The organism is Arthrobacter sp. CAN_A212, assembly GCF_015752345.1.
GTDB lineage: Bacteria > Actinomycetota > Actinomycetes > Actinomycetales > Micrococcaceae > Arthrobacter_D.
In genome coordinates this window covers 1-23,067 of the sequence record NZ_JADOUT010000023.1, presented here as the reverse complement: position 1 = coordinate 23,067, position 23,067 = coordinate 1, and the positions used below count along the sequence as shown (strand labels likewise).

Sequence of the window (23,067 nt, the reverse complement as noted above, 5' to 3'; positions counted from 1 at the left end):
CTAGCTTTAAGCGAGCAGTTCGACCACCGGTCGCACGTAGCTGCTGAAGGTCGGCGGGTCGGTGGCGAGGTCCTGACTCATCAGGAGGGTACCGGGTTCGACGAACCATGCCCGCGCCTCGCTGAGCGGAAGTTCAACCACCCGCAACGTGAAAGGCCGTGCGTCCCTGCCCAGTTCCAGCTCCCGCTCATGAACCAGCTGATCGAAAGGTTCCGGCTGCCGTAAGCTACCGCCGCGACGTTCGGCCATGGCAACGTACTCCGTCCGCCGTTCGCGGGCCCAGTCAAGGCCCGCCCCGTAGTGGGCACGAGCAAGAAGCTGCAACGCCGGGAGCGAATCGAGTTCAGGGAACCCCGGAGCGGTCGCCTTGGCGTCGAAGCAATCTCCCACCAGCTGATACCACCAGGTCTCCCATTCGATCCGCAGGACCGTCAGCCCACCCGCCGCGTGCACCAGCTGACATGGGTCTGCCCTGCGCACCGGAGGGATCACCGGCGGCAGCAGGGGGCTTCCCACCGCCTCCAGCCCGGCGCAGTCCCGCAGGTACAGAGCGAACAGCAGCACCCGCGATGAACCAGCAACGACCTGCCATCCGGGCCCACCGGTGGACATCATCAGCACAACCTTTCCCGGCAAGCCCTCCCGGTACCCGGTCCTGGGCTCGGCCCGCTGCCTTCAAGGGTAGACCTAACTCTCACACCCCTCCAGCGGTTGAGCAGATCAATATGGCAGGAACAAACTAGGCTGGAAGCATGAAAATTTTGGTTACCGGCGGTAGCGGGTACATAGGCTCCCATACGACACTCGCCCTCCTCGACGCGGGACACGAGGTGGTGGTCGTCGACAACCTGATGAACTCCTCCGAGACAGCACTGGACCGGGTCCGGGAACTCAGCGGGAAAGACCTCACCTTCCACCGGGTGGACCTGCTGGATGAGGCGGCGCTGACCGCGGTGTTTGACGCCGAGGCCATCGACGCCGTCATCCACTTCGCGGGCCTGAAGGCTGTCGGCGAGTCGGTAGCCCAACCGCTGCACTACTATCACAACAACGTGGGCGGCACCCTGAACTTGCTGCGCGTCATGGACTCCCGGCAGGTGCGGACCCTGGTCTTCAGCTCCTCGGCGACCGTGTACGGTGCTTCTGAAGAGGTGCCACTGATCGAGAAGATGCCCCTCGACGCTGTGAACCCGTACGGCCGCACCAAGGAACAGATCGAGGACATCCTCACCGACCTTGGCGCGGCGGACGACCGCTGGAACATTGCCCTCCTTCGGTACTTCAACCCTGTGGGCGCCCACGAGTCGGGGAAGATCGGCGAGGACCCGACCGGCATCCCGAACAACCTGTTGCCCTTCGTCGCACAGGTGGCGGTGGGCCGCCGCGAGAAGGTGATGGTCTTCGGCAACGACTACCCCACTCCCGACGGCACCGGCGTCCGCGACTACATCCATGTGGTGGACCTCGCAGCCGGCCACCTGGCCGCCCTCGACTACCTGCGCACCCACGCCGGGGTGCACCGCTGGAACCTGGGCACCGGCAACGGTTCCTCGGTCCTGGAAGTCCTCGCCGCCTTCTCGTCCGCCGCCGGCCACGAAATCCCCTACGAATTCGCTGACCGCCGGCCCGGCGACGCGGCGGTCAGCTACGCCGACCCGTCAGCGGCCCTGGCCGACCTTGGCTGGTCCGCGCACCGTTCGCTGTCGCAGATGTGCGAGGATCACTGGCGCTGGCAGAAGCACAACCCCCAGGGCTACGCGAGCTAGGAGACGCCCGGATTCCCCCGGGTATGACGACGACGGCCGGCCACCTCAGGAGGTGACCGGCCGTCGTCGTCGTTAATCAGAAGACACCGATGCGGCGTTCGCTACCGCTACCGCGCGGGGTAGTTGCGCTCCGCCTCGCCCGTGTAGAGCTGCCGCGGGCGACCGATCTTGGTCTGCGGGTCCTGCATCATTTCGCGCCACTGGGCAATCCAGCCCGGGAGGCGGCCAATGGCGAACAACACGGTGAACATCTTCTCCGGGAAGCCCATCGCCTTGTAGATCAGGCCGGTGTAGAAGTCCACATTCGGGTACAGCTTCCGCTCGATGAAGTAGTCGTCGGCGAGGGCCTTCTCCTCAAGCCGCATCGCGATGTCCAACAGTTCGTCGTTTCCGCCGAGCTTGCTGAGGATGTCGTGGGCGGTGGCCTTGACGATGGTGGCGCGGGGGTCATAGTTCTTGTAAACGCGGTGTCCGAAGCCCATGAGCTTCACGCCGTCTTCCTTGTTCTTGACCTTTTCCATGAAGTCTTCGGGCTTCATGCCCTTGCCATGGATGTCGCGGAGCATGTTCAGGACTGCCTCGTTGGCGCCACCGTGCAGCGGGCCGAACAGCGCGTTGATGCCGGCCGAAACCGAGGCGAACATGTTGGCGTTCGAGCTGCCGACCAGGCGGACGGTCGACGTCGAGCAGTTCTGCTCGTGGTCGGCGTGCAGGATCAGCAGCAGGTCGAGCGCCTTGACCATCATCGGGTCCAGGTCGTACGGCTCGGCGGGGAGGCCGAAGGAGAGCCTGAGGAAGTTCTCGACCAGGTTCATCGAGTTGTCCGGGTAAAGCATCGGCTGTCCGATGGACTTCTTGTGCGCGTACGCCGCGATGACGGGGAGCTTCGCCATGAGGCGGAAGGTGGAGAGCTCCACCTGCTCATCGTCGAACGGGTCGAGGGAATCCTGGTAGAAGGTGGACAGCGCCGACACCGCCGACGAGAGCACCGGCATGGGGTGCGCATCACGGGGGAAGCCGCCAAAGAAGCCCTTAAGCTCCTCGTGCAGCAGGGTGTGGCGTCGGATCCGGTCGTCGAACGCGGCCAGCTCGGTGGGGGTGGGCAGATTCCCGTAGATCAGCAGATAGGAGACTTCGAGAAAACTCGAGTGCTGCGCCAACTGGTCGATCGGGTAACCCCGGTAGCGCAGGATGCCCTGGTCGCCGTCGATGTAGGTGATCGCCGAGGTGGTGGCTGCGGTGTTCATGAAGCCGGGGTCAAAGGTGACAGCGCCGGTCTGCTTGAGCAGCTTCGACACATCGTAGCCATTGTTGCCTTCAGCGGCGTTGACCATCGGAAGGCTGAGTTCGCCTCCGTCATAGTGCAGGGACGCACCGTTTTGCTCGGTCATTGAACTCTCCTCTAGGAGTGGGGCATGCATTGGCTCTACGGCACATTCAACTAAAACGCTACCGTCAGGGGCACCCCCAGCGCTAATCCGCCAGCCCCGTCACACTCATTGCGCGGCGGTGAGCCTTGCTGCGGCCGCCGCAATGCCCTGGTCGGTCCCGGTCAGGGCCACCCTGATGAACCCTTTGCCGGCCTCGCCGTAGAAGGTGCCGGGCCCCACGATGATGCCGAGCCGGGCGAACCGTTCGACGGTGGTCCAGGTGTCCTCACCCGCGGTGGCCCACAGGTACAGTCCAGCGGCAGAGTCTTGGATCTTCAGGCCAAAGTGCTGAAGTGCCGGCATCAGTTGTTCCCTGCGCGCCCGGTAAAGGTCCTTCTGGGCCTGCACATGGTCGTCGTCGCCGAGGGCGGCGCGCATGGCAGCCTGAACAGGGAAGGGCACAATCATCCCGGCGTGTTTGCGGGAGTTGACCATGTTCGCGATCAGATCCGGGTCGCCAGCGGTGAACGCCGCCCGGTAACCCGCCATGTTGGATTGTTTGCTCAACGAGTAGACGGCCAGCAGGTTGGTGTGGTCGCCACCGTTCACGCGGGGGTCGAGCACACTGGGTACGGCCTCGCCACCGCGCACGCTGTCCCAGTCGCCCCAGCCCAGCTCCGCGTAGCATTCGTCCGATGCGACGACGGCTCCGAGCGCCCGTGCATCCGTGACAATCCGCTCCAGCTCGGGGGCTGACAACACCTGGCCGGTCGGGTTCCCCGGCGAGTTGACCCACACCAGCCGCACCCGCGCACGGGTGTCGTCGTCAAGGGTGGAGAGGTCGTCGGCGGCCACTGCTGTGGCGCCGGTCAGGAGCGCGCCGATGTCGTAGGTGGGATACGCGACGGTGGGGCGGACGACGACGTCGCCCTCGCCCAGGCCAAGGAGAGTGGGCAGCCAGGCGACGAGTTCCTTGGAGCCGACGGTCGGCAGAATGTTCAGGGGGTCCAAGCCATCGACTCCCCGGCGGCGGGCAAACCAGTCACTGATCGCCACCCGGAGTTCGTGGGTGCCGTGGGTGGTCGGGTAGCCGGGCGCGTCAGCGGCTGCGGTCAGGGCGTCCTGGATGACGGCGGGTGTGGGATCCACCGGGGTGCCGATCGAGAGGTTGACCGCGCCGTCGGGGTGCTCTCCTGCCATCGCCACGTAGGGTGCCATGGCGTCCCACGGATAGTCCGGGAGGGCGATCCCGAACTGCCGGTTTCCGCCCTGGACGCTCATACGTCGTGGGTCTGGGGCGGGAGGGCAGCGATGATCGGGTGGTCCCTGCCGATGTTTCCCAGCTTCGCGGCACCGCCCGGGGAGCCGATGTCGTCGAAGAACTCGACGTTGGCTTTGTAGTACTCGGCCCATTGGTCGGGGGTGTCGTCCTCGTAGTAGATGGCTTCCACCGGGCACACCGGCTCGCAGGCGCCGCAGTCGACGCACTCATCCGGATGGATGTAGAGGGACCGTTCGCCTTCGTAGATGCAATCTACGGGGCATTCCTCGATGCAGGCCTTGTCCTTCAAATCCACGCACGGCTGTGCGATTACGTAGGTCACTTCCCACGCCTTTCCAGTTGGGGCTTTGATTCCGTTTCCAGCTTAACGCAAGGGCCGGTTGCAGCCGCATCGCCTCCACGACCCGCGCTATGACGCTGCCCACTACGATAAACAGAATGGACTCCCCCGGACAGCAGCTGACGCACCTTCCCGTGGGTACCCGCGTGGTGGTGCGGTATCGCATCGATGGTGGACTGACGGATGCGCTGGGCGATCTGGTGCACGTTGACAGCGTCAGCTGCACGGTACGGACCCGGCGGCAGGGCGACGTCGTTATCAATCTGGACCTCGTGACCGCTGCGAAGCCCGTTCCTCCCCCGCCGCCCCGCCGTCCCCGGCGGTTCTAGCCCGGTGTGCTCACCCTGGCACCGAATATCCCATCGAACCCACCCGATCAGTGGGACTGTCTAGATATTCCCACCGGTGGGTGCTGTTCAGTGGGAACGTACGCATCGATCACCTGTCTGACCAGCTGAAGGAACACCTCCGGGTGGTCGACCAGCAGTGCGTATGAAGCCCGCAGCACTGGAATTCGCTTGATCACAAGCAGGTTTCCCCGCCGACGATCTTCCTCGAAGTCTGATGCCCCGCTGTGAAACTGACGGCCATCTGCTTCGATCCCCAGCACCTTTTCGACAATCAGGTCCAGCCGTCCCACCCCTTTGACGTAGACCTGGGACTGGAAGCTGTATCCGGCCCGACGCAGGTAATATTTTGACACCGTTTCGATGATCGACTGCGAGAATGGGTCAATCATGTCGATGACTGTTCGAAGCGATGCATCCCGACGGCCGGACGCCCTGCGCCGAAGGGCGTCAATGGTGACTTCGCCCAGGACTACCGCGGACTCGACGATGCACAGCGCATCCAGCTCGGGCAGACACCTCATGCACTGAACGCAGATATCAAGAATGGTCAGGGGTTTTGACGATCGGTGGACCTTGAACGCCTGATCCAGCGAGCGGCCATGGTCAATGCTGACATGAATCTGCGTCGGTGGACGCAGGACCCATAGTCCGTGCCGCGTGGCCGCGCTGATGCAGGCGAGGTCAGCACCCGCGCAGGCAGCGGCTAGGGCGGAGCGGTTGGCGTTGGGAAGGCAATAGACTCCGCGGCAAGGTTTGGATAGCTGGCCTGCAGAGAGCGCTGCGGCGAGTTGGTGACTACTGATTCCGTTGGCGACCAGATCCTTGCGCCGGGCAACTCCACCACCTGCGGCCATCAGATTGAGAAGATCCATGAATGAATACTGCTCCCGGACAGCTCTCCTTGTGGGGGCGGGAGGCTGGATGTGGACAATCCTCAGCCGCAATGGCGAACTGTCCCACCGAAGCCCACGAGTCAGTGGGACTGTCTAGACAATTCCACTGAATAACCCTCGTCACTGGGACACACTGCGGCTTCCAGAGCTGGAGCGGGCAGTGATTGGAAATTGTCAACCACTCGGCCGGTCTGACGTATCATTTAAGCCATGGATACTGATGAGGACGTACAGGCGCGCGGCCGTGCGCTCAGCTCCCCCGTTAGACTGCGAATCCTCCGGTTATGCCTCCACAAGGGCAGAACCAACAAGGAAATTGCCGAAATCCTCGACCTGAACCCAGCGACCGCGCTGCACCACGTGCGGACCCTGCTGGCCACCGAGTTCCTCGCCGCAGAAGAGCCCCGTACCGGTAACCGTGGAGCGAAGGAAATCCCCTACCGCGCGACAGGTTTGTCGTGGCGCAGCAGGATTCCCAATGCCGCACCGGTGCTGGTGGAAACGTTCCTGCAGGAGATTGACGGTCTGAACCCGTCCGAAATTGATGTCTGGCGCCTCGGAGTACGACTCAACGAGGACAATCGCACCGAGATGATGCGCAGGATCCGCGAAATCCTCGAAGAATACGCGGTGCGTGACTCCGACACCGACGGCACCGCAACCTCGATCATGCTGGCCCACCACCTGGACCGCAGCGCCGACTAGGCAAAAGCTACACGGCGCGAAGCCTGTTTGGGCGCCGGGGACGCAGCGCCCACCAGGACACCAGGGTCGCCAGGAGCGTGGCGACGGCCACTCCAAAAACCCAGACACTTCCGGCGATTGCCGCTGGCAGCGCCGGATCCGCTCCCGTATCGGTCAGGACCAGGGGATAGGTCTCGACGGCGGCAAACCACCCCACCACGAGGTACGCCACCCCGCCGACCACGGGGCTCAAATACACGTTCCGGGCACACACCGCAGCGAAAACAGCAGTGCTTCCCACCAGGACGATAGCGGCCAGGGCCCCGAGGGGCACGGTCAACCCAGCCAGATCCCATCCCCGGGCGTGCAGCGCGGTCCCCAGGATGGCTGCGGCCACCCCAGCAGCGACCGAACCTGCCAGCGAAAGCCAGCGGGACGCGGGACGCCACGCAGAGTTCCCCCGATTACGGTCACCAGGGGTACTGCCCCCCGAACGACCGACGACGACGGCGGCAGGGCGCCGCGCGTCGTCGTCAGTCAGTCCCGGAGGAGGATCCTGCAACGTCAGCGACCCTAGACGCGGGCGCGTGAACGAGCCGCACGCATCCGCTCGTTGGCGTCGAGGATCAGCTTGCGGATCCTGATCGACTCAGGGGTCACCTCGACACACTCGTCTTCGCGGGCGAATTCCAGCGACTCCTCCAGCGTGAGCTTGCGGGGAGGGGTCAGGTTCTCGAAGGTGTCAGAGGAGGCCGCACGCATGTTGGTGAGCTTCTTTTCCTTGGTGATGTTCACGTCCATGTCGTCGGCGCGTGAGTTCTCGCCGACAATCATGCCCTGGTACACCTCGGAGGTGGGCTCCACGAAGAATGAGCCGCGCTCCTGCAGGTTGATCATGGCGAACGGGGTGACAACTCCGGCACGGTCAGCGATCATCGAACCGTTGGTGCGGTACTCGATGTCACCGGCCCACGGCTCGTAGCCCTCTGAGTACGAGGAAGCGATGCCGGCGCCGCGCGTGTCGGTGAGGAACTTGGTGCGGAAGCCGATGAGGCCGCGGGCGGGAACGATGAATTCCATCCGCACCCAGCCGGTGCCGTGGTTGGACATGTTGATCATCCGGCCCTTGCGGGTTGCCAGGATCTGGGTGACGGCGCCGAGGTACTCCTCAGGGACGTCGATGGTCATGTGCTCCATCGGCTCGTGGACCTTGCCGTCAACCATCCGGGTAACAACCTGTGGCTTTCCGACGGTCAGTTCGAACCCTTCGCGGCGCATCTGCTCCACCAGGATGGCAAGAGCGAGCTCGCCACGGCCCTGGACTTCCCAGGCGTCGGGACGCTCGGTGGGAAGAACCTTCAGGGAGACGTTGCCGATCAGTTCACGGTCCAGGCGATCTTTCACCTGGCGCGCGGTGACCTTGGCCCCCTTGACCCGGCCCGCGAGGGGCGAGGTGTTGATACCGATGGTGACCGAGATGGCCGGATCGTCGACGGTGATCAGCGGCAGTGGCTGAGGGTTGTCAATGTCGGTCAGTGTCTCACCGATGGTGATGTCTTCGATGCCGGCGACGGCGACGATCTCGCCCGGTCCGGCAGAATCGGTGGGCACACGATCGAGGGCGCGGGTGGCTAACAGCTCGGTGATCTTGACTGACTTCATTTCACCGTTGTGACGCGCCCAGGCAACGGTCTGGCCCTTGCGCAGGGTGCCGTTGAAGATACGCAGCAGGGCGAGACGGCCGAGGAACGGTGAGGCGTCCAGGTTGGTCACGTGGGCCTGCAGCACGCCCTCCGGGTTGTACCGTGGCGCTGGGATGTGATCGATGATGGTCTTGAACAGTGGCTCAAGGTTGTCATTCGACGGAACCGTTCCATCGGCGGGCTGCTCAAGCGAGGCTGCGCCTTCACGGGCTGCGGCGTACACCACGGGAACGTTCAGCACCGAATCGAGGTCCAGGTCAGGAACTTCGTCGGACAGGTCTGACGCGAGGCCCAGGAGGAGGTCCATGGATTCGCTGACCACTTCGTCGATCCGCGAGTCGGGGCGGTCGGTCTTGTTGACCAGCAGCACCACGGGGAGCTTCGCGGCCAGGGCCTTACGCAGCACGAAACGGGTCTGGGGCAGAGGGCCTTCCGAGGCATCAACCAGCAGAACGACGCCGTCAACCATCGACAGTCCACGTTCCACCTCACCGCCGAAGTCGGCGTGGCCGGGGGTGTCAATCACGTTGATCGTGATGGTCTCACCGTTAGCCGACGGGCCGTCGTAGAAGACGGTGGTGTTCTTGGCGAGAATGGTGATGCCCTTTTCGCGCTCAAGGTCGCCCGAGTCCATGACCCGGTCTGCCACGTCGCCGTGGGCTGCGAAGGAATTGGTCTGCCGGAGCATGGCATCAACCAAGGTGGTCTTTCCGTGGTCAACGTGGGCCACGATGGCAACGTTGCGGAGGTCGCTGCGAACAGCTGTGTTGCCTGTGGTTTCAGACATGCGTAATGACTCAATTCAGTAATCTTGAGGGGAATCTAGCGTTATGAGGACGGCGCCTGCTTGTACCAGTCTAAGCTCTCAGGAAAAAATGGCCTAACGCAGGGACCATTTCGGGTCAAAATCACAGCTCTTTCGCCGGTCACTGCAACGCCCGACGGCGGCCCACCCCCAGGGAGCGAGCCGCCGTCGGACCGGTCGGTGACCAGCAGTTTGCGCCAGACAGCGTCCGGTGGCACAAAAAAGCGGCCCGTCCCAGAGGGACGGGCCGCTGCTGCTTTCTGCGCTATCTCGAGCCGCAGGACGTGTGCTCGGAGGAGGCTAGGACTTCTTCGAGCGGGAGAGCTTCCAGCGCCGGGTGGAGCTGGTGCCCGCCGAGCCTGAGGCTTCCTCGAGATGGTAATCCGCAAGCTGGTCCTGGATCTGCTGATCCATGCGATCGGACATGTGCTCGTTGACCTGGTCTGTGACCTGGTCGGCGAGGGCGTTGCGGGCCTGGCGTCGCTGGGCACGCAGGAACTGCTGGTGCTCGTCGTGGAAGGCCTTCGCTGTCGCAATGCACATGAAGATCATCACCACGCTGAACGGCAGGGCCGTGAGGATCGCGGCGGTCTGGATTGAGGCCAGCCCGTCGTCCCCGACGAGCAGGAGCGCGATCGCCACTGATGCTGCAGCAACGGCCCAGAACGCACGGACCGAGTTCTTCGGATCCGGGTGCCCGCCCGTGGAGATCATGCTCATCACCAGCGCGCCGGAGTCCGCGGAGGTGATGAAGAAGATGGCGATCAGGATGATCGCGCCGATCAACAGGATCGGCCCACCGGGAAGCTCGGTGAGCAGCCCGAACAGGGCGTTGTTGGTGTCAACCGCTCCGTCTTCGCCCACCAGGCCGCCCTCACCGAACAGTTCGCGGTAGAGAGCTGATCCGCCGAGCACCGAGAACCACAGGAAAGTAAGCATGGTGGGTACCAGCAGCACGCCGGCAACGAACTCGCGCACGGTGCGGCCCTTGGAGATACGGGCAATGAAGATACCTACGAACGGGGCCCAGGAAATCCACCAGCCCCAGTAGAAGGTGGTCCAGGCGGACTGCCAGGCTTCGCCGTCGGCCCCGGCGAACGCCAGGGTGTCGAAGGTGAGTCCGATGACGTTCTGCAGGTAGTTACCAATCGACTGAACGAACTCACGCAGCAGGAACAGGGTGGGACCAGTAAAGAGGATGAACAGCAAAAGTACGCCGGCCAAGACCAGGTTGGTGTTGGAGAGCCACTTCATGCCCTTGCCGACGCCGGAAACCACGGAGACCAGGGTCAGCGCCGTGATGCAGAGGATCAGGCCCACCTGGGTGAACTTGGTTGCCTCCACGATGTTGGCGGTGTCAAGACCGGCCGACATCTGGAGCACTCCGAGGCCCAAGGAGGTGGCGACACCGAAGAGCGTACCCACCAGGGCGATGACGTCGATCGCGTCGCCCCATTTACCCTTGACCTTGTCGCCCAGCAGCGGCTCAAGGGTCCAACGGATCGAGATCGGGCGGCCGCGGCGGTGGACCGCGTAGGCGATCGCAAGACCCACCACCACGTAGATGCTCCAGGCGTGCAGTCCCCAGTGGAGGAAGGTCTGGGTGAGGGCCTGCTGGGCCAGCTCGATGCCGGTCCCTTCAGTTCCGGGAGGCGGAGCCGCGAAGTGGTTCAGCGGCTCGGCAACACCCCAGAACACCAGGCCGATGCCCATGCCCGCAGCGAAAAGCAGCGCAAACCAGGACATCAGTGAAAACTCGGGACGATCCTCGTCCTTACCGAGCCGGATGTCTCCGAAGCGGCTCAGTCCGACCCAGAGGGAGAACACAACGAACATGGCGACGATTGCCACGTAGTACCAGCCGAACCCGCTGATGACGTTCGTCTGGATGGCGCCAAAGACCTCTGCGGCCGTGGAGGGGAAGATGAGGGCGAAGCCCACGAACACCACGATGAGGGCAGCTGCTGGAATGAACACCGCTTTGGACAGCCGTGAGGCAGGCTGCGGTTTTCCTTCCGTGGGATGGCCGTCTTGCTCGCCGGGTGGACTATCGGTTGCCGGAATTCCGGACCTGAGGGACATTCGAGTTACTCCTCGTACGTTTCGATTTAGGGTGAGAAAGACTATTGACACGCCGCTGCAAAGGCAGTAGAGCCTATCCCACCCTACAGAAGTAAGGCTCCTTATGCATAAGGTCCCCCTTAACCTGCGAACGACGGCGGCCTATCCCCGCAGGGACAGGACTCCGTCGTTCGCGCCGGTTTTGTGAGGGACTACTCGGCTGACGCCAGGAGTTTCGCCCGCAGTTCGCGGCGTTCGCGCTGCTTCTCCGGGTTGGGCAACGGCACCGCTGCCAGCAGTCGCTGGGTGTACGGGTCCTGTGGTCGCCGAAGAATCTGGTCCCGGGTGCCCTGCTCCACAATCTTGCCGCGCCGCATCACGCAGATACGGTCGGACATGAGGTCGACGACGGCGAGGTCGTGGGTCACGAAGAGGCAGGCGAAGCCCAACTCCTGCTGCAGGTTCTTCAGCAACTCCAGGACGGTGGCCTGCACCGAGACGTCGAGCGCCGACGTCGGCTCATCGGCGACCAGCAGCTTGGGTTTCAGGGACAGCGCCCGGGCAATACCAACCCGCTGCTTCTGGCCGCCGGACAGCTCGTGGGGGTACCGGTTGCGGTAGGCGCGCGGCAGTTCCACCTGGTCAAGGAGTGTTTCGATCCGCTTCTGCAGGTCCGCACCCTTGGCTACCTTGGCGAGGAACATGGGCTCGCCGATGCTTTCACCCAGGGGAAGGCGAGGGTTCAGGGATGAGGAGGGATCCTGGAAAACCATTCCAACATTGCGTCGCAGCTCGAAGAGTTCCTTGCGGGTGGCGTTGGAAATCTCCTTGCCCGTGACGGTCAGGGATCCTTCGGCGACAGGCAGAAGACCAACCGCAGCCCGGCCGATCGTGGTCTTTCCTGATCCCGACTCCCCCACCAGGCCGAGGATCTCTCCAGGGTAGATTGCCAGGTTCGCGCCTTCCACTGCGCGGAACGCTGGCACCCGGCCCTGTTTGGGATATTCGATCGCCACGTCCGTCAGCTTGAGGACTGCCTCACCCCGCGAGGTGTCGGCCGCCCGTTCCTTCTCCTCCAGGCGGGCCTGGTTCTCGCGTTCGCGGCGCATCAGTTCGTCGTGGTCCACCCCGCGCAGCTCGGTGGACGTGGCGGCGGCCAGCGCCGCGGTGATGTCCACCTCATCGGTGCCTTCGCCGCCCTGCCCGAGGTGGGGCACGGCTGCGAGCAGCTTACGTGTGTACTCGTGCTGCGGGTTGTGGAAGATCTGTTCGGCGGTGCCAGCCTCGACGATTCTGCCCTTGCTCATGACCACAATGTGGTCGGAGAGGTCGGCGACGACCCCCATGTCATGGGTGATCAGCACGATGGCGCTGTTGAGCTTGCTGCGCAGATTGCGCATCAGATCGAGGATTTCTGCTTGGACCGTCACATCGAGGGCGGTGGTTGGCTCGTCAGCGATCAGCAGTTTCGGGTCGCAGGAGAGCGACTGGGCGATCATGGCGCGCTGGCGTTGCCCACCCGACAACTGGTGCGGATAGGATTTGAAGGCCTTGTCCGGATCCGGCAGTTCGACCATCTCCAGCAACTTCAAGGCGCGCTCTTTCGCCTCTTCAGGTGAGATCTCGTTGTGCAGCCGGATCGTCTCAACGATCTGGAAGCCGATCGTGTAGACCGGGTTCATCGCCGTCATCGGCTCCTGGAAGATCACGGCGACGTCGCGGCCGCGGATCTGCCGAAGCTTGCTCCCCGTCAGGCCCAGAATTTCCCTCCCATTGAGCTTGACGCTGCCGGAGGTGCGGCTGTTCTCGGGCAACAGCCCCAGCAGCGACATCGAGCTGGCGCTTTTGCCGGAACCGGACTCACCGACGATTGCGAGTACCTCACCGGCCCTGACCTCATAGTTGAGGTCAATGGCCGCAGGCACCCAGACCTTGTCCACCCCGTAGTCAACGCTGAGGCCCCTGACCTCCAGCACTGGCACGTCGCTTCGAGGTGGCTGCCCTGAGTCCGAGTTGATGATGACGCCGTCGGTCATGATTCTGCTTTCCTTCCGCCCGTGGCCTGCCACATTCTGGTGATTAGTGGCCTGGCCCGGAATCCTGAAACTATATGGGTATGAGTCGCCCGAATGATGCCGCCAGCCCCGTTGTGTTCAAACCCCGGTTCGGCAAGTGGTTTGCGTCCCTGACCTGGGTGCTGGCGGGGATCGGCATTGTGCTGTCGGTCTTCAGCGATGGCGTCGAGGGCCTGGTGTCCGCGTGGCCCCTGCTCGCCCTGGCCTACTTTGGCTGGTTGCTGTTCTGGTATCCCTCGGTGGTTGTTGCCGACAATGCTGTCACGCTGAATAACCCGGTGCGGTCCATCTCCGTCCCGTGGCCGGCGCTTATCCATGTCGACACAAAGTTCGCGCTCACCCTGGTCACCGTCCGGGGCAGCCATACCGCGTGGGCAGCACCGGCGCCCGGGGTGTGGGGCACTCACCGGGGGAAGCCCGAGCATGTTCAGGGGCTCCCCGAATCCAGCTACGGTCCTGCTCAATCGATCCGGCCTGGAGACCTGAAAAACACCGACTCGGGTGCGGCAGCCTTCCTGGTGCGAACCCACTGGGCGACGCTCGTCGACGGCGGCCTGATTGACGCTGACGCCACTGAAACGACCACTGTGACGTCCCGCTTCCACTGGATTGCTATCGGTTGCGCTGTTGCACTGATCGCCGCCAATGTGATCGCCTTCTCCATGGTCTAACCGGTGGGCGCGGCGCAGTTGCACCGCTGCCACACCCACCGGATGAACCCTGCGCCTCGGCATCTTAGGCCTCGGGACGGTTGGGATCGGAGATGTCGCCCGAATGCACTGCCTTCTTGGCATTGAACTTCTTCTGCCGCGGGTCAAACGCATCCCGGAGACCGTCACCAATGAAGTTGATCGACAGACAGATCAGGATGATGAAGAGCCCCGGCCACCAGAACAGCCAGGGACGGGTGTTGAATGCCTGCTGGTTATCGCTGATCAGGCTGCCCAGGGAAATGTCCGGAGCCCTCACACCGAGCCCCAGGAAGGACAGCGCGGATTCGAGCAGGATTGCCGAGGCCATCACCAGGGTGGTGTTGACGATGATGACACCGACGGCGTTCGGCAGGATGTGCTTGAAGATGATCCGGGTGTCGGATGCGCCGGCGATCCGGGCAGCATCAACGAACTCGCGCTCTCGCAGGGAAAGGAATTCGCCGCGGACCAAACGTGCGAGTCCGGTCCAGATGATGAGTCCCACGAAGACGCCCAGCAGGATCACTCCGGCGCTGCCGCCCATAATGGTCCGCAGGAAGGTGCCGTTCCCGGTGAGGTTGTTGCCCACGCTGCCCAGTACGGCGGCGAGGATGATCAGGGGGATCACGATGATGACGTCGGTGAACCTCATCAGCACTGCTTCGACCCAACCGCGGAAGTACCCGGAGACACCACCAATGATGACTCCGAGGATGCCTCCGAGGATGCCGATGATGAACATGATGATCAGGGACAGCTGGGTCCCACGCATGGTCATCGCAAACAGGTCACGACCAACGCGGTCCTGACCGAATGGGTGGTCACCGAAGTCGAACGGCAGGACCCAGGTGGGAGCCCCGTTCGGAGTCGCCAAAGGAAGCGTCTGGACGTAGTTCCATTTCCACCAGCCGGGGATACCTGCGTACCCAATCGAGGTGAAGGCCATGATCACCACGAAGACGAAGACAACCATACTGACGACGGCAGCGGAGTTGCCAAAGAACCGTTTACGGACGATCTGACCCTGGCTCAGACCGATCGAGTCGTCCTTCGCCGGGGTGGGCTTTTTCTTGTTCTCTGCTCTCGTGCTCATGCTTTTACCCTCACTCGTGGGTCGAGTACCGAGTAGACCAGGTCAGCAACCAGGTTGAAGACCAGGGCCAGAATGCCGGTAATCAGGAAGACTCCCATGATGGGATTTGGATCAACGCGTCCTAGGGCACCGATGAAGAGTTGGCCCATGCCGCTGAAGGCAAAGACTTGCTCGGTAATGATGGCGCCGCCAATCAGACCGCCGATATCGAACGCCACGAGGGTGGCCAGCGGAATGAGCGCGTTGCGGAAGGCGTGACGCATGACCACCGTGCGCTCCCCCAGGCCCTTGGCCCGGGCGGTGCGGATGTAGTCCTGGTTCATGATCTCCAGCATTGACGCGCGGGAGTAGCGGCTGTAACCAGCCAGGGAGATCAGCATGAGGGCGATGGTTGGGAGCAGCAGGTGGGTGAACGTGTCGATGCCCATGATCCAAAAGTCGCCGTCAAGATTCGGGGTTGACGAACCGAGGGTAGCGATTGGCCTGCCACGGATGCGGTTGTTGTCCGAGTACAGCGGCCAGGACTGCATGAAGCGATCGAGCAGGATAGTGAACCCCATGAGGAACGCTGTCAGCCCGGCCGCATTCATGCTCTGACGCCGGTCGTAGCCGCCCATGAAGTAGCCGACCGCAACGCCGACCAGGACAGTGACGATGGCCAGTAGGACGATCATGAGCGGGGTGGCCAGATCCAGGAGTGGCTGGACCGCAAAGTAGGCGATGAGACCGATTCCCACGGTGATCAGGGAGGAGTACAGGGCCTTACGGTTTTTGAGCCCGGCAGTCAGCAGGGTGATCCCGTAGGCGATGCCCACGCCGGCGATTGCGATCACTACTGGGCCGAAGCCTGGCGAGCTGAACCACTGCGTGATGTCAAGGAAGAACAGGATGGCAGCCGCAAAGGCGAACCCTGCGGCGGCTGCGATGAGTCGCTTCTTCAATGTTCCACGTGCCACCAGATACCAGATGAACGCACTCGCCAGGCTGGTAATGAGAATGGCTGTGAGAGAGATATTCGGATCGGCGAGGAACGTATTGAAGCTGATCGCTCCGTATTCCTTGAGGAGAACCGCCACCCAGAAGATGGGGAGAGAGAAGAAGAGGAATGCCATGAAGGTCACGCCGTAGTCCAGCCCGCTGTACTGCCGGAGGGCGGTGATGATTCCCAGCGAGATACCGATGAGGATCGCGAGGACGGTGGCACCGGTCACCAGGAGAATGGTTTGTCCCATTGCCCGGCCCAGGAGCTGGGTCACCTCGATGCCGGCGATGCTGCTGCCGAGGTCGCAGGTAGCGGCGAAGGGGATGAGGCAGCTTGCGGCGCCACCCAGCCATTCGAAGTAACGGATAGGGGCGGGGACGTCCAGACTCAAGAGGTCTGTCCGCAGCTGGATGAGCGTGTCCCGGTTGGGGACGTTACTCTCGCGCAAGTCCCTCAACGGATCGCCTGATGCTGCGGTCAGCATGTAGACGATGAAGGATGCGCCCAGCAGGATGAGTACGGCAGCAACTAAGCGCCGGACGATGTAGGTCACCATAGTGTTTATAACCTCAATGTTAAGGTTCCGGGGATCACCCGGCGTTGTGGCAAAAGTGTAATGCACCTAATAGTCAGCCGATATTTGGGAGATCCCAATCGCTTTCCTGGGCACGTCTTCGGGTACTTCAGGCACTAGAAAAGCGCTGGGGCCAGTGGTCCGGCCCCAGCGCTTTCAGATCTAGCACATTAGGTCGTGGGTGTGGCCGAATTACTCAGCAACGTTCCATTCCCAGAAGTTCCACCAGATTCCTTCTTGGGTCGGGCTGAAGCCGACGCCTTCGATGGAGTCGCTGGCGGCATTGATGCCGATCGACTGGAACAGTGGCAGGCCGTAGCCGGTGTCGAACAGACGGGTGTCGACGATGGTCTGCAGTTCCTGCTGCTCAGCTTCATCAGTGGTGACGATCAGCTCATCCATAGCGGCCTGAGCTTCCTCATCGCAGAATCCGCTGAAGTTGGATGCCGAACCACAACCGTACAGCTGCGGAACGCCGGTGACGCCGACGCCGGTGCTGACCCAGCCAAAGATGGTCGCGTCATAGGTGCCGGTTCCGAGGGCAGAACCCCACTCGTTACCGGGGAGACCGCCGTCAACAACTACGAAGCCTGCCTGCTCGGCGCTCTCAGCGATGAGGGTGTAGGCGTCAACACGGTTGGGGTTGTCGACGCTGTACATGATGCGGACCTCTGGGGTAGCACCGTCAAGCAGCTCGGTGGCTCCTTCGATGTCTACCTCGTCGTACATATCCGAACCGTTTTCAGGCACTGCGGCTTCGTAGCCGGGGGTGCCGACGTCGAAGATGTGGGAGTTCCTGTGATCTGCTTCGGGGTCGAGCTGACGGATGGTTGACTCAACAATCGCATCGCGAGGGATCGTCATCATGAACGCCTTGCGGACGTTCTCATCTTCGAAGACACCGCTGTAGTTGAGGTCAAGGTGATCGAAGGAGAGTTCGTCACCTTCGAAGATGTTGACGCCATCGAGGGCTTCGAGTGAAGCCAGCGTGTCGGCGGATGCCTGCGGCTGGATGACGTCGACGTCGCCGTTCTGCAGGCCCTGGACCTGGGCAGTGGCGTCACCGATGTAGCGGATGGTGATTTCGTCGAGCTGGGTCTCGGGGCCCCAGTTGTAGTCCTCGTTCTTGACGAGGGTCATTGACTGGTCGGGCGTCATTGCGTCAACGATGTACGGTCCGCTGGACAGGTACATGGCTGGATCGTCAGGAAGGGTGGTGGTGTCGAACGCGGTGTTCCAGATGTCGGCAACAGGCTGCAGATCGGGACGCTCCTGGGGATCCTCCGGGTCACCCTCAGGGGTGTTCTGGATGAGCTCAATCAGTGCATCTTCGTCAGCCAGACCAGCCTGGGTGGCGACCACGTGCGCTGGGGTGTCGATCACGCCGTAGGCGATTTCCCAGTCGGCGTAGGGCTCGGTGTATTCGATGGTGATGGAACGGCCATCTTCACCCAGTTCGGGGAGGAGGGACAGATCTAGGCCAGCGGTGCTCGCAGCAGTGAAGTACGTAGTGCCGGTTTCTGCTTCGGCGTCTGCATCATCGAAGTAGCCGGAGCTGACGGCCCAGGAGAACAGGAGGTCCCCACCGTCGATGGGCTCGCCGTCGGACCAGGCGACACCCTCGTTCACGGTGTAGGTGACCGTCAGGGGATCCTCGGAGACGACTTCGTAGGATCCGAACTCTTCCCGGGGAACAACCTCGAGCTGGTCGTTGATGTAGTTGAACCCCGACTTGGTCAGGTAGCTGACCTTGCCGTTGATGTCCACGTTGCCTGTGGCGCTGTCTGAGTTGAACGAGGTAAACGGGTTTACCTCGGCAACGCTGACGACGCCGCCACTTGAGGCTCCGGTGTCACCGCTTGCGTCTGGGTCAGAATTGCCGTCGCCGCTGTCAGTGCTGGCGCAGGCGCTGAGTGCAAGTGCAGCGATTGCTGCGACTCCAACAGCTTTGGAAGTACGTCCGAAACGCATTCCGCCTCCTATTTCATGTTCTGGAAATAGCTCAATGTGGTTTTACAAAGAGCTGACACGCCCCCGCGAGAGGAGTGGCGTGCCTCACATGACTAGAAGCATAAATGCTAATTGTTGCGGCGAGGTGTCATAACCCCCGGCGCGTCCGGGTTGTTACCGAGATGCAACCAAATTTATTTCCAGCCATCGCACAGCTGATTCCCAGCCCCCGCTGATCATCAATATTCGCCCAGTTTTTGTACAGGAAATTCGCTGGACCCTCCTCGGGCAGCAACCGCGAAGATACGCTCTCAACAACAAGAGCTCAGTCGGCTACCCGCCACAGTTGTTTCGATCCCGGTACAACTTGAGCTCACTCTCGCGAAGCGGATCCTCGTTGCGCACCTTCTGCCTTGGAGACCCGCTTGTTGCTGATCAAATCTGCCATTCTCGTAGTGTGCGCCTTCCTTCTATTGGCTGGCAGTCTCATCGCTCCCCAACCAGCTACGTCGGCTTCCGCATTCAGCGACGTTCCACCGGGCACACCGTTCCATTCCGAAATCACCTGGTTGGCAACCCAGAACATCTCCACCGGCTATCCTGACGGAACCTTCAAGCCGGGACAGCCCGTCAATCGGGACGCTATGGCGGCCTTCCTATACCGCTTGGCAGGCAAGCCATCGTTCAACTCGCCCGCGCAGTCGAAATTCGTCGACGTTCCAGTGGGATCGCAATTCTTTAAAGAGATTCATTGGCTTGCCTCCTCCGGGATTGCAACTGGTTGGTCCGATGGGACATTCAAACCGCTTCAACCAGTTAAGCGGGACGCGATGGCTGCCTTCCTCTACCGCTTCGCCGTCAGCCCCGAGTTCGCTCCCCCAAGAGCAGCAGCCTTCGGCGATGTTCCGGTCGGTGTCGAGTTCTATAAGGAGATCTGCTGGCTTGCGACCACCGGAATCTCTACCGGGTACCCAGGCGACGTCTTCAAGCCGCTGCAAGCCGTCAACCGCGACGCGATGGCAGCTTTTATGTACCGGACCGCCTCCGAATTGCCCCCAAATCACATCCTGCCGTTGATACCCGTGACAAAGGATTTCAGGCTCTATCCGTTCAGTACTTCTGCGTTCTCCAACACCAGAGTGGGACCTGCAATAAGGTTCGCCAGCGCGTCTGACCCACGGCACTCAACATTTCTCTCCGGCGGAACCAACGTCAACAGCGAGCGGTGGTCCATCTCCGTTCAACAAGCCTCGCAAAGCGATCCGGTGGCCACGGTGCGTGCCGACGCCGGCGGCACCCACTCCATCAGGATGCCGCTCAACGCGACCACCACCGGCGGGACCGACCAACACATGTCGATCATCCAGCCCGACGCTCAAACTGCTTACGAGGCCTGGGGGATGCAGCGGATATCCGCAACTGAGTGGACCGCCCGCTACATCGTTAAGACCGACATTCGCGGCGAGGGAATGACAGCTGGGGCTCGGGCTTCTGGAATCAGCCATCTCCATGGCTTGATTCGCAAGGACGAGCTGAAGAACCTCGACATCAACCATAGCCTCGCGATTGGTATCGACAATGCGCAGCTCAAGAGCGTTAACAGCGGCACCGGCGTCTGGCCAGCACGGCGAGAGGATGGCGATTCAGCGCGGGCCTACACGGGGAATATCCCTATGGGCTCAATGCTCGCCCTTCCTCAAGGCACCGCCCTGGGTGGGCTTGGACTGTCGCCAGAGGGATATGCGCTCGCTGAAGCGCTGCAACACTATGGCGGACATGTCCTGGTCCGCTCCAGCGGGGTGACACTCTATGCGGAGCCAGCATCAGACCAGACACAGGTCAAAGCCCTTAAGAATGACTGGGCGAAACTTCGTCCCCTGCTGCGCGTTGTCACCAACAACACAAGAGACAACATTGCTGGCGCCCGCTGATTGTTTGTGACACCAGTGAGCTCACTCAACTGTATTTTCGGGTTTAGGCAATTCCGGTTCTGCAAACCAGCCGGAAGCTGACCGGCTACTTGCGTAACGGCCATGGTCTTTGTCAATGAAACAGCGTTGTCTGGGACCGGTCAGTCATCCGATTGCCGCCACGGGCCCCACTGCTCGGCACCAGGCACATCGCCGCGGGTCCACCACTGGGTCCGGTACACCCTGTCCTCGAAGACCACGCGGCGGCCCTCGGTGTACACCTCGTTTTCGTCCCACGGAACGGGTGCAACGTCCGCTGCCTCATCTACCGACGGTGAGGGGTCGGAGTCCGCCGCTCCCTGGGTGGTCGGGTCCTGGACAGCGGTCGGCGTACCGGGTGCCGACGTCGGGCTGGATGGCTGGACTGTTGGCTCGGGCATCACCCGGTCACGGGCAGGGCCCGTCGCAGCGTCGCGCAGTTGATCGGACAGCACAGCAAAGAGCGAGCCGTCCCGGTTGCCGGCCAGGTCCCACCACATTCCACCGCCCAGTCCACGCTCCAGGATGTAGTCACTCTTGAGGCGCACGGTCTCGGGGTTGTCGTAGCTCCACCACTGATCGCCGTCGAACCGCCAGGCCGTACCCAGGATCGAGTCGGTGAACTCTTCACCAACCTCAAGCAGTTCGTCGTAGTCCTCGAGGCCGGGTTCTTCGCCACCCGGTGCAGGCCCGGTGGCTGTACCCCAGGGCTCTGCGGAGTCAGCTCCGGACCAGCCCCTGCCGAACGCTGCGAGGCCGAGCCCGAGCTGGGCGGGATCGATCCCTGCATCGAGATAGGCGCTCACGGTCCGGTCGACCGAAAAACGTTCACCATCTTCACGAGGATCGTCCGGATCGTCGAAGAGGTTCACCTGGTGTCCGGTGAGGTTCGGCTCCCAGGTTCCCCATAGGTCGTAGCCCTGGATGTTTCCAAAGTCCAGGTACTCGAACAAGGCGGGGTCGTTCCACCCGCCAGCCTCGATGACCACCGGATTTGCGGGCAGGAAGGCGCTCAGGGAGTAGGAGGCACCGGTGGTTGAACCGTAGGCGTCGAGCTGTGCCCGGAACTCCTGCAACAGCAACCGGAAGTTCTCGGCGTCGTTCTCGGTGTCCACACCGTTCCCTTCGAGACCCTTGTCGGTGCCCGGCCACTCCCAGTCGATGTCGATGCCGTCGAACAGGCCGGCAGCGGCGCCGACCCCTCCCCTGCCCTCAATAACCGGAAGGTTTCCCTTGATGTACAGGTCGATGCAGGAGGCCACCAGGGCTTTCCGGGATTCGTCGGTGGCGGCGGCGCGGGAAAAGTTTTTCGACCAGGTCCATCCACCGAGCGAGATTACGGCGCGCAACCCGGGGTTGGCTGCTTTCAACTGCTTCAGCTGGTTGAACGATCCTGTCAGCGGTTGCTCAGCCGTGTCCGGCGTACCGGCAATCGAACCGGCGGCGTCGTAGGCCATGCCGTAGTCCGCCCAGGCATCGGAGGCGCCGTCCGAGCCATCCGGTCCGCTTTCCTGAGCCTTGTTTGCCTGGAAGCAGGTGAGGGTCTCGTGGTGGATGTTGCCGAAGGCATAGTTGATGTGGCTCAGGTTGCCCGCCGCGCCCGAGTCCTGAAGGTCCTTCATTGTGTATTGGCGTCCGTAGACCCCCCACTGGGGGAAATAGCCAACGCTCCGGTAGCCGTTGATGAGAGCAGGAGTGGTGGCTGCGTCGTCGGGACTCTTTCCCTCCGAGGAACCATCGAAGGAACAGGCGGCGATGCCGCTGATTCCGAGTAGCGCGACGACGGCCAGGACGACGATCCGTTGGGATCGGCGCGGGCGCACTCGTTTCATTTTTCCTCCGGCATGTGAGACCAGCACCGGCAGGCAGCGGCTCTTCTAGGCTACTGGATGAAGCTTGCTGGCTAACGCGCCCGGCCAGAGGAGACGACAATACTGGTCAAGCGGCAGAGTTCCGGCAGGCCGGGGAACGGTTTTGTGCCCTATTTCTGACTCAGCACCTCGTCGATCGGGCGACCGTTAATAAGCACCCGGGCAGTTGTTGCACCGGCGGCGGTCATGGCGGTGTATTCCAGCTGCGCCTTCGCTCGCGGTATATCGCAAACACCCCCGAGCATGAACTGTCCAGTGAGCCAGATGGTGACAGTACTGCCGTTCAGCTCGCCGCCGACGTACGTGAGCCTGGACTGGTACAAGACGTTTACGAGCCCCGACATGCCGACGTCGCGGCTCTTGTTGGCGAGTAGAGTCTTCATGCTGGGGCCAACCTGGTCCGTGAATCGGACAGGGGCCGTGGTTGTAGCGACAAGGCTGTCACCGCAGCCGATCGCGGGTCCTGAAACACCGTTGTCGTCAACGGCAACATAGAAGATAGTCAACGGAGCAACCTGCTCAGGAAGTCCCGGGGCGGAATCTGTCAAGGCGTTTGAGACACAGCTAAGTGGTTAGGCGTGTGTGGGGACCTCGCTTTGTTGGGGCTGGTTGATCCACGCCGCCGTG

The 23,067-nt window shown here is 62.4% G+C and carries 19 protein-coding genes; 5 read left to right on the top strand and 14 right to left on the bottom strand.

Annotated features, from left to right (window positions below; all coding sequences use genetic code 11):
- Window positions 1-6 precede the first annotated feature (6 nt).
- Window positions 7-615, bottom strand: a complete 609-nt coding sequence (locus tag IWX64_RS14560; RefSeq protein WP_196867853.1) for a hypothetical protein — start codon at window positions 613-615, stop codon at window positions 7-9.
- Window positions 616-752: 137 nt separating this feature from the next.
- Here IWX64_RS14560 and galE point away from each other — a divergent pair, with 137 nt between their 5' ends.
- Complete coding sequence (galE, locus tag IWX64_RS14555; protein WP_196867852.1) at window positions 753-1,766, top strand: UDP-glucose 4-epimerase GalE; 1,014 nt, start codon at window positions 753-755, stop codon at window positions 1,764-1,766.
- Between the two features lie 107 nt (window positions 1,767-1,873).
- Here galE and IWX64_RS14550 read toward each other — a convergent pair whose 3' ends face one another.
- The 3 genes from IWX64_RS14550 to fdxA form a co-directional block, all read right to left on the bottom strand.
- Window positions 1,874-3,157 carry a citrate synthase gene (locus IWX64_RS14550; RefSeq protein WP_196867851.1) on the bottom strand — a complete coding sequence of 428 codons (1,284 nt, stop codon included), beginning with the start codon at window positions 3,155-3,157 and terminating at the stop codon, window positions 1,874-1,876.
- Window positions 3,158-3,262: 105 nt separating this feature from the next.
- Window positions 3,263-4,417, bottom strand: a complete 1,155-nt coding sequence (gene dapC, locus IWX64_RS14545; RefSeq protein ID WP_196867850.1) for a succinyldiaminopimelate transaminase — start codon at window positions 4,415-4,417, stop codon at window positions 3,263-3,265.
- Complete coding sequence (gene fdxA / locus IWX64_RS14540) at window positions 4,414-4,740, bottom strand: ferredoxin (RefSeq protein ID WP_196867849.1); 327 nt, start codon at window positions 4,738-4,740, stop codon at window positions 4,414-4,416. Before fdxA ends, dapC begins: the two co-directional genes overlap by 4 nt.
- A gap of 116 nt (window positions 4,741-4,856) precedes the next feature.
- Here fdxA and IWX64_RS14535 point away from each other — a divergent pair, with 116 nt between their 5' ends.
- Window positions 4,857-5,087, top strand: a complete 231-nt coding sequence (locus tag IWX64_RS14535; RefSeq protein ID WP_196867848.1) for a putative acetyltransferase — start codon at window positions 4,857-4,859, stop codon at window positions 5,085-5,087.
- Window positions 5,088-5,134: 47 nt separating this feature from the next.
- On the opposite strand, the gene IWX64_RS14530 is transcribed toward IWX64_RS14535, so the two are convergent.
- Window positions 5,135-5,980: a type IV toxin-antitoxin system AbiEi family antitoxin domain-containing protein gene (locus IWX64_RS14530; RefSeq protein ID WP_196867847.1), complete on the bottom strand. Its 846-nt coding sequence runs from the start codon at window positions 5,978-5,980 to the stop codon at window positions 5,135-5,137.
- A 231-nt stretch (window positions 5,981-6,211) separates the two neighbouring features.
- Between IWX64_RS14530 and IWX64_RS14525 the strand changes: the two genes are divergently transcribed.
- Complete coding sequence (locus tag IWX64_RS14525) at window positions 6,212-6,706, top strand: ArsR/SmtB family transcription factor (protein WP_196867846.1); 495 nt, start codon at window positions 6,212-6,214, stop codon at window positions 6,704-6,706.
- Window positions 6,707-6,713: 7 nt separating this feature from the next.
- Here the strand turns inward: IWX64_RS14525 and IWX64_RS14520 are convergent, their stop codons facing one another.
- The 4 genes from IWX64_RS14520 to IWX64_RS14505 form a co-directional block, all read right to left on the bottom strand.
- Window positions 6,714-7,247 (bottom strand): hypothetical protein, encoded by a 534-nt coding sequence (locus IWX64_RS14520; protein ID WP_196867845.1) that lies wholly within the window; start codon window positions 7,245-7,247, stop codon window positions 6,714-6,716.
- An 11-nt stretch (window positions 7,248-7,258) separates the two neighbouring features.
- Window positions 7,259-9,175 carry a translational GTPase TypA gene (gene typA / locus IWX64_RS14515; RefSeq protein ID WP_196867844.1) on the bottom strand — a complete coding sequence of 639 codons (1,917 nt, stop codon included), beginning with the start codon at window positions 9,173-9,175 and terminating at the stop codon, window positions 7,259-7,261.
- A 318-nt stretch (window positions 9,176-9,493) separates the two neighbouring features.
- On the bottom strand, window positions 9,494-11,275 hold the full coding sequence (locus IWX64_RS14510; RefSeq protein WP_196867843.1) for a BCCT family transporter: 1,782 nt from the start codon (window positions 11,273-11,275) through the stop codon (window positions 9,494-9,496).
- Window positions 11,276-11,466: 191 nt separating this feature from the next.
- A complete protein-coding gene (locus IWX64_RS14505) occupies window positions 11,467-13,290 on the bottom strand; it encodes an ABC transporter ATP-binding protein (RefSeq protein WP_196867842.1) in 1,824 nt (607 codons plus the stop codon).
- Between the two features lie 80 nt (window positions 13,291-13,370).
- Between IWX64_RS14505 and IWX64_RS14500 the strand changes: the two genes are divergently transcribed.
- Entirely contained in the window at window positions 13,371-14,000 is a 630-nt protein-coding gene (locus IWX64_RS14500; RefSeq protein ID WP_196867841.1) for a PH domain-containing protein, read from the top strand.
- Between the two features lie 64 nt (window positions 14,001-14,064).
- On the opposite strand, the gene IWX64_RS14495 is transcribed toward IWX64_RS14500, so the two are convergent.
- The 3 genes from IWX64_RS14495 to IWX64_RS14485 form a co-directional block, all read right to left on the bottom strand.
- Window positions 14,065-15,114, bottom strand: coding sequence for an ABC transporter permease (locus IWX64_RS14495; protein WP_196867840.1), 1,050 nt, complete (start codon window positions 15,112-15,114; stop codon window positions 14,065-14,067).
- A complete protein-coding gene (locus tag IWX64_RS14490; RefSeq protein WP_196867839.1) occupies window positions 15,111-16,652 on the bottom strand; it encodes an ABC transporter permease in 1,542 nt (513 codons plus the stop codon). Before IWX64_RS14490 ends, IWX64_RS14495 begins: the two co-directional genes overlap by 4 nt.
- Window positions 16,653-16,862: 210 nt before the next feature.
- On the bottom strand, window positions 16,863-18,641 hold the full coding sequence (locus IWX64_RS14485) for an ABC transporter family substrate-binding protein (protein WP_196867838.1): 1,779 nt from the start codon (window positions 18,639-18,641) through the stop codon (window positions 16,863-16,865).
- A 404-nt stretch (window positions 18,642-19,045) separates the two neighbouring features.
- On the opposite strand from IWX64_RS14485, the gene IWX64_RS14480 reads away from it, so the two are divergent.
- The gene (locus IWX64_RS14480) at window positions 19,046-20,551 is read left to right on the top strand and encodes an S-layer homology domain-containing protein (protein ID WP_334683329.1); all 1,506 of its coding nucleotides are present in this window, start codon (window positions 19,046-19,048) and stop codon (window positions 20,549-20,551) included.
- A 140-nt stretch (window positions 20,552-20,691) separates the two neighbouring features.
- Here the strand turns inward: IWX64_RS14480 and IWX64_RS14475 are convergent, their stop codons facing one another.
- Both IWX64_RS14475 and IWX64_RS17130 read right to left on the bottom strand, forming a co-directional pair.
- Complete coding sequence (locus IWX64_RS14475) at window positions 20,692-22,401, bottom strand: glycosyl hydrolase family 18 protein (RefSeq protein WP_196867836.1); 1,710 nt, start codon at window positions 22,399-22,401, stop codon at window positions 20,692-20,694.
- A 149-nt stretch (window positions 22,402-22,550) separates the two neighbouring features.
- Window positions 22,551-22,823 carry a hypothetical protein gene (locus IWX64_RS17130; RefSeq protein ID WP_334683328.1) on the bottom strand — a complete coding sequence of 91 codons (273 nt, stop codon included), beginning with the start codon at window positions 22,821-22,823 and terminating at the stop codon, window positions 22,551-22,553.
- Between the last annotated feature and the right edge of the window lie 244 nt (window positions 22,824-23,067).

Bases quoted from the DNA above. Each gene is read 5' to 3' on its own strand.
- IWX64_RS14560 (WP_196867853.1), bottom strand. From the start codon at position 615: ATGATGTCCACCGGTGGGCCCGGATGGCAGGTCGTTGCTGGTTCATCG.
- galE (WP_196867852.1), top strand. From the start codon at position 753: ATGAAAATTTTGGTTACCGGCGGTAGCGGGTACATAGGCTCCCATACG.
- IWX64_RS14550 (WP_196867851.1), bottom strand. From the start codon at position 3,157: ATGACCGAGCAAAACGGTGCGTCCCTGCACTATGACGGAGGCGAACTC.
- dapC (WP_196867850.1), bottom strand. From the start codon at position 4,417: ATGAGCGTCCAGGGCGGAAACCGGCAGTTCGGGATCGCCCTCCCGGAC.
- IWX64_RS14535 (WP_196867848.1), top strand. From the start codon at position 4,857: ATGGACTCCCCCGGACAGCAGCTGACGCACCTTCCCGTGGGTACCCGC.
- IWX64_RS14530 (WP_196867847.1), bottom strand. From the start codon at position 5,980: ATGGATCTTCTCAATCTGATGGCCGCAGGTGGTGGAGTTGCCCGGCGC.
- IWX64_RS14525 (WP_196867846.1), top strand. From the start codon at position 6,212: ATGGATACTGATGAGGACGTACAGGCGCGCGGCCGTGCGCTCAGCTCC.
- typA (WP_196867844.1), bottom strand. From the start codon at position 9,175: ATGTCTGAAACCACAGGCAACACAGCTGTTCGCAGCGACCTCCGCAAC.
- IWX64_RS14510 (WP_196867843.1), bottom strand. From the start codon at position 11,275: ATGTCCCTCAGGTCCGGAATTCCGGCAACCGATAGTCCACCCGGCGAG.
- IWX64_RS14505 (WP_196867842.1), bottom strand. From the start codon at position 13,290: ATGACCGACGGCGTCATCATCAACTCGGACTCAGGGCAGCCACCTCGA.
- IWX64_RS14500 (WP_196867841.1), top strand. From the start codon at position 13,371: ATGAGTCGCCCGAATGATGCCGCCAGCCCCGTTGTGTTCAAACCCCGG.
- IWX64_RS14495 (WP_196867840.1), bottom strand. From the start codon at position 15,114: ATGAGCACGAGAGCAGAGAACAAGAAAAAGCCCACCCCGGCGAAGGAC.
- IWX64_RS14490 (WP_196867839.1), bottom strand. From the start codon at position 16,652: ATGGTGACCTACATCGTCCGGCGCTTAGTTGCTGCCGTACTCATCCTG.
- IWX64_RS14485 (WP_196867838.1), bottom strand. From the start codon at position 18,641: ATGCGTTTCGGACGTACTTCCAAAGCTGTTGGAGTCGCAGCAATCGCT.
- IWX64_RS14475 (WP_196867836.1), bottom strand. From the start codon at position 22,401: ATGAAACGAGTGCGCCCGCGCCGATCCCAACGGATCGTCGTCCTGGCC.
- IWX64_RS17130 (WP_334683328.1), bottom strand. From the start codon at position 22,823: ATGAAGACTCTACTCGCCAACAAGAGCCGCGACGTCGGCATGTCGGGG.